Consider the following 5,206-nt stretch of genomic DNA (forward strand, 5'->3'; position numbering starts at 1 on the left):
GCCCGGGGCCCCTCGGCGACCGGCCCTGCCCCCGCCGGCCGCCGATCCGCCGGGCGGTGGCGCGCGGGCACCACGCTCCGTGCCGCCGTCCGGCGCTTCCGACCGACTCGCCGCCACTGCGGTGCCTACGGCCGCAACCGGCATTCCGCGGCTGCAGTGGCCGCTGCCGGGCCCGGTGGCGGTGAGTCGGACCTTCCTGCGCCCGGCGACGCCCTTCGGACCCGGCCACCGCGGTGTCGATCTGCGGGGGTCGCCGACCGGCCCGGTGCTCGCGGCCGCCGCCGGAACCGTCACCTTCGCGGGTCCGATAGCGGGACGGGGAGTGGTCACTGTCGATCATGGATCCGTCCGGACGACCTACGAACCGCTGCGTCCCGCCGTGCGGGTGGGCGCCGCCGTCCGGACTGGCGATCTGCTTGGTTGGCTCACAGCCGGCCACCCAGGTTGTCCCACGACGACGTGCCTGCACTGGGGGCTGCTGCGCGGCGTCGAATACCTCGACCCCCTGGCTTCCTTCCAGCGAGTTCCGCCTCGCCTGCTGCCACTGCGCCCGCGATGATCGGCCTCCGTCCGGAGCGGTTCAGGCGCGCGGGTGCGCCTGGTCGAAGGCCGCGCGAAGCCGCTCCGGGGTCACATGCGTGTAGATCTGCGTGGTGGCGAGGCTGGCATGACCGAGAAACTCCTGGACCGAACGCAGATCGGCGCCTCCCTCAAGCATGTGCGTCGCCGCCGAATGACGCAGTCCGTGCGGCGTGAGCCCCGCCGGGACGACACCCATCTCCACACAGCGCGCCAGAATCCGCCGCACCGTTCGCGGATCGAGCCGCCCACCGCGCCGCCCCAGCACCAGAGCCGCTCCACTGCGCGGTACGACGAGGAGCGAACGGCCCGAGGTCCGCCACGCACGCAACGCGCCGGCAGCGGGCACCCCGAACGGGACACTGCGCTCCCGTCCGCCCTTGCCGTGCACCCGCAGCAGCCGCCGCTCGTCGTCGACGTCTCCGAGGTCCAGTCCACACAGCTCGGACACCCTCACCCCGCTGCCGTAGAGCAGTTCGAGCACGAGCACGTCACGCAGTCCCAGTGCCCTCCGCACGGCTGGATCGTCATCGGCGCGCGGTTGTATCTCGGCGGACCGCCGTGCCTGCGCGGCGGCCGGATTCCCCTGTGCCGGGCCCACCCCGGCCACCGCATCCAGGAGCTGGCGCGCCGCGGGGGCAGTCAGGACCTGCGGCACCTGCCGGATCGCCCGGGCGCCGACCAGCCGTGCGGCCACATCGGTCGCCAGGAATCCGCGGCGGTTCGCATACGCCGAGAAGACCCGGGCAAGCGAGGCACGCCGCGCCAGTGTTGCCGGAGCGGCACCGGCGGCGCGCATGGTGGCCAACCAGCTGCGTAGAACCGTCAGATCCAGGTCGGCGAGGTCCGGGCACCCCTGCCGTTCCGCATGCGCCCGCAGGTTCGCGAGATCGGCGCCATAGGCACGAACCGTTTCCGGCGACCGGTCCAGCTCCGCGACAAGGTGGCGCCGGAAACCGGCAGTTGCCGCATCCCAACCCGCCTCCACGCCTTCGGCTGCTGCCTGTTCCGGGGCAGGCTGCGTGCTCGCCGTCCCGGCTTCCTTCAGGACGGGCACCACCCGGCCACGCCCGAGGCCACGACCACGATGCGATGCCATGCGAGGACCGTCTCCGGACCAGGTTGCCCCGTCAAGACCGTCGAAGGTGGACGGTGGGGAGCGAGACCGCGCCGGCAAGCCCCTGGCCCGGCTGCCCGGGCGGTTCCGGACGCAGACCCGCCGGGATCGGGCCAGCGTCCGGACGAGGTTTCGGCTCAGCCGCGGCGGGACCGGGACCGCGCGTTCGAGGGCGCCCGGCCAAGCGGAGTCAGCCGGTATCCGTCGGGGACGCTCTCGACCAGCCCCTCCACCGCAAGCGGCCCGAGCATGGCCAGCACCTCCTCCGGGCGCAGCCCGGTCCGCCGGGCCAGCACCGACACACCGACCGCAGCGCGGGATGGCATGGCGTCGAGCAGATCCCGCACCATTGCGGACAATGCGTCCCAAGGCGCGACGGCCGTCGGTGGGCGCACGGCAAACCGGCCCATGGCCGCAATCTCCTCGGCGATGTCCTCAGCCCCGGTGACCAGCACGGTCTGCTCCCGGTAGTCGCGGAGCAACCGGTGGCACCCGGCGCTCGTCGCGCTGGTCACCGGCCCGGGCATGGCCATCACCTGGCGGCCGAGCCGGCGGGCATGGGCGACGGTGTTGAGCGCACCGCTGCGCAGGCCGGCCTCGACCAGCACGGTCCCCCGGCACAGAGCGGCGATCAGTCGGTTCCGGGTCAGGAACCGCCGGCGGAAGGGCGGGGTACCCGGCGGGACCTCGCTGACGACGGCGCCTGTGCGGGCGATCTCGGCGAGCAACTCGACGTGGGCAGCCGGATACGGCACGTCAACACCGCCGGCAAGGACTGCAACGGTCGCCCCGGCCGCAGCCAGCGCACCACGGTGCGCCGCCGCATCGATCCCGAACGCCGCCCCCGACACGACCGCCCAGCCCTGCTCCGCCATCGCGAAGGCGATCTCGCCGGCGAGATGAAGACCGTAGCTCGTCGCGGCCCGGCAACCTACGACGGCGACGGCCCGCGAGGCGATCTCGCGCAGATCACCCGGGCCCCGCACCCACAGACACAGCGGGGCACCGACCATGGAGCCGTCGCCCTCGTCACGGAGACGATCCAGCGCATCGAGCTCGATCGGCCATTCGGAATCCTGCGGGCACAGCAGCCGGGCGCCGACCCGCGACGCGGCATCCAGGTCGCGCAAGGGATCCACCCCAGGATGCGCCGCCCGCAGCTCGGCCCATACACGCGCCGCACCGCGCCGCCCCACCTCGACGGCCACGCGCTGATGCTCGGGTCCGAACACCCGAGTCAAGGCGATCCGGGCGAGTCGCTCCGGATCCGTCTCCGCCACGCCAGCAGGCATCGCCACCACGGGGATGACGCCATCAGCCAGTCCCCCATCACCCGGCTCGGCCGGCCGGGTGACCGCCTCGGCCCCGCCCACCTCCGACTGCAGTGGGACGGTCGCCGTCGGTACGGAAGGGTCGGCCCCAGGCTCGGGCAGCTCGGAAGGCCGGATGGTCGCGCTCATGCCGCCCATCCGGGCAACCTCAGGTCCAGCGCGGCACCGAACTGCTCCGGCCCGGGCGACGCCCGCCCAGCGAGGTCGGCGAAGGTCCAGGCCAGACGGTGGACGCGATCAAGGCCACGAGCGGTGAGCAGGCCCGCGTCGAAGGCCCGCTCGGCCATCGCCGTGGCACTCGTGGGCAGCGGCCAGAGCCTGCGCAGCGCCGAGCCCGGTACCTCGGCGTTGACCCGCCACGGGGTTCCGGCCAGCCGGTTGCCGGACTGTGCCCTGGCTTCCGCCACCCGGGTGGCAACCTGGGCCGACGTGTCCGAGCGGCCGAGGTCGGCCTTGAGCTCTGCCCGGCTGGGAGCACTGAGTGCCACCTGGATGTCGATCCGGTCCAGCAACGGACCGGAGAGACGGGCGAGGTAGCGCCTACGCACCAGACTCGGGCACTCACAGCCCGTCGCCCGCGGCCCGCGTGCTTTCGCGCAGGGGCACGGGTTGGCGGCGAGGATCAGCTGGAACCGCGCCGGAAATCGGGCCGTCGCCCGGGCCCTGGCCACTTCGATCGTGCCGCTTTCCATCGGCTGGCGCAGCGCGTCGAGACTTTGCCGAGCGAACTCGGGGGCCTCGTCCAGGAAAAGAATCCCGCGATGAGCCTGGCTGGCCAGACCGGGGCGGATGACCGCCGACCCCGACCCGACCAGCGCGGCCGGGGTTGCACTGTGATGCGGGCTCCGGTAGGGGGGTCGGGTGACGAGAGGAGCATCGATCGGCAGGAGACCGGCCACCGAATGCACCGCAGTCACCTCCAGCGAAGCGTCGGTGTCGAGCATCGGCAGTAGGCCGGGCAGCCGGTCGGCAAGCATCGTCTTCCCACTGCCGGGCGGCCCCTGCATGAACAGGTGATGCCCGCCCGCCGCTGCGATCTCGACGGCAAGCCGGCCCCGGGCCTGGCCGGCCACGTCCGCCAGGTCCACACTCGTCTCACCGGTTGGCGCGGGTGCGACAGGCGCCGGCCCCGCCACCTCCGGCGGAGCCGCGTCTCCGCGCAGAACCGCCAGCACACCGGCCAGATCTATGGCCGGTTCGATTCGGGCGCCGGGCACCAGCGCCGCCTCGGCCGCGTTCGCTGCCGGGACCACCACGCGCTCGACGCCTGCGGCGGCCGCTTTGAGAACGGCCGGCAACACCCCCCTGACCGCGCGCACGCGGCCGTCCAGGGCCAGCTCCCCGATGAACACCCGGCGGAGCAGAGAGTCCGGCGGCACCACCGCGGCGGCGGCAAGCACGGCGACCGCCATCGCCAGGTCGAAGCCGCTGCCCGCCTTCGGCAGGGTGGCAGGAAACAGGCCGAGGGTGATCCGGCGGTTCGGCCAGCGCTGGCCGGAGTTGACCACCGCCGCATGGATTCGGTCACGCGACTCGTGCAGGACGGCATCGGGGAGGCCGATCAGGGTCAGCCGCGGCAGGCCGTCGGCAAGATCCGCCTCGACCTCGACCAGGTGCCCCTCAACCCCGAGGACCGCCACCGCCTGTGCTCGAGCGAGGGCCATCAGAACGCACCCCGCAGATGCCTGACGCGGACCGGACCGGCCGGCGGGCGGGACACCAGCACCACGTCGAAACGCACCGGGGAGGGCGCGTGCGGGTGCTCCGCGAGCCAGCGGGCGGCCAACCGGCGGATCCGGGCCGCCTTCGGGCCGACGACCGCCTCCGCTCCGGACCCGTAATGTGTCCCGGACCGGGTCTTGACCTCACAGAACACCAAATCGGGTCCGTCTTGGAGCACGAGATCGAGCTCGCCCTCCCGGCATCGCCAGTTGCGGTCGAGGATTGCCGCGCCACCCGCCGTCAGATGCCGGGACGCGACCTCCTCTCCGAATCGACCCAATGCGTCCTTCGCCCGCATCGCCATGCTCCCGTCCGCCGGGGGACGTGCGCCCGCCGGCCTCTTTCAGCGTCGGCGCGACGGATGGAAACGACCAGGACCCTTGATCAACATGTGGATAGCGGAATGTTATCCACAGGCGAGCGACAGGCAAACCGAGACGTCCGGGAGGGGCGGGAG

Annotated in this window: 5 protein-coding genes; 1 reads left to right on the plus strand and 4 read right to left on the minus strand. The window is 73.0% G+C overall.

The window, feature by feature from the left end:
• Positions 1–559: murein hydrolase activator EnvC family protein (locus NBZ85_RS27285; RefSeq protein ID WP_261559920.1), on the plus strand; the 559-nt coding region annotated here is incomplete at its 5' end.
• A 21-nt stretch (positions 560–580) separates the two neighbouring features.
• On the opposite strand, the gene NBZ85_RS27290 is transcribed toward NBZ85_RS27285, so the two are convergent.
• The 4 genes from NBZ85_RS27290 to NBZ85_RS27305 all read right to left on the minus strand — a co-directional run bounded on the left by NBZ85_RS27290 (position 581) and on the right by NBZ85_RS27305 (position 5,047).
• Entirely contained in the window at positions 581–1,678 is a 1,098-nt protein-coding gene (locus NBZ85_RS27290; protein ID WP_261559921.1) for a tyrosine recombinase XerC, read from the minus strand.
• Positions 1,679–1,833: 155 nt separating this feature from the next.
• Positions 1,834–3,165: a DNA-processing protein DprA gene (gene dprA, locus NBZ85_RS27295; RefSeq protein WP_261562878.1), complete on the minus strand. Its 1,332-nt coding sequence runs from the start codon at positions 3,163–3,165 to the stop codon at positions 1,834–1,836.
• Positions 3,153–4,691: a YifB family Mg chelatase-like AAA ATPase gene (locus NBZ85_RS27300; RefSeq protein ID WP_261559923.1), complete on the minus strand. Its 1,539-nt coding sequence runs from the start codon at positions 4,689–4,691 to the stop codon at positions 3,153–3,155. The genes dprA and NBZ85_RS27300 overlap by 13 nt, the downstream gene beginning before the upstream one ends.
• Positions 4,691–5,047, minus strand: coding sequence for a YraN family protein (locus NBZ85_RS27305; protein WP_261559924.1), 357 nt, complete (start codon positions 5,045–5,047; stop codon positions 4,691–4,693). Before NBZ85_RS27305 ends, NBZ85_RS27300 begins: the two co-directional genes overlap by 1 nt.
• Positions 5,048–5,206 lie beyond the last annotated feature (159 nt).

This window comes from Frankia tisae, from assembly GCF_025403405.1.
Taxonomy (GTDB): Bacteria; Actinomycetota; Actinomycetes; order Frankiales; family Frankiaceae; genus Frankia; species Frankia tisai.

Coding starts and splice junctions, on each gene's coding strand:
- NBZ85_RS27290 (WP_261559921.1), bottom strand. CDS start 1,678: ATGGCATCGCATCGTGGTCGTGGCCTCGGGCGTGGCCGGGTGGTGCCC.
- dprA (WP_261562878.1), bottom strand. CDS start 3,165: ATGGGCGGCATGAGCGCGACCATCCGGCCTTCCGAGCTGCCCGAGCCT.
- NBZ85_RS27300 (WP_261559923.1), bottom strand. CDS start 4,691: ATGGCCCTCGCTCGAGCACAGGCGGTGGCGGTCCTCGGGGTTGAGGGG.
- NBZ85_RS27305 (WP_261559924.1), bottom strand. CDS start 5,047: ATGCGGGCGAAGGACGCATTGGGTCGATTCGGAGAGGAGGTCGCGTCC.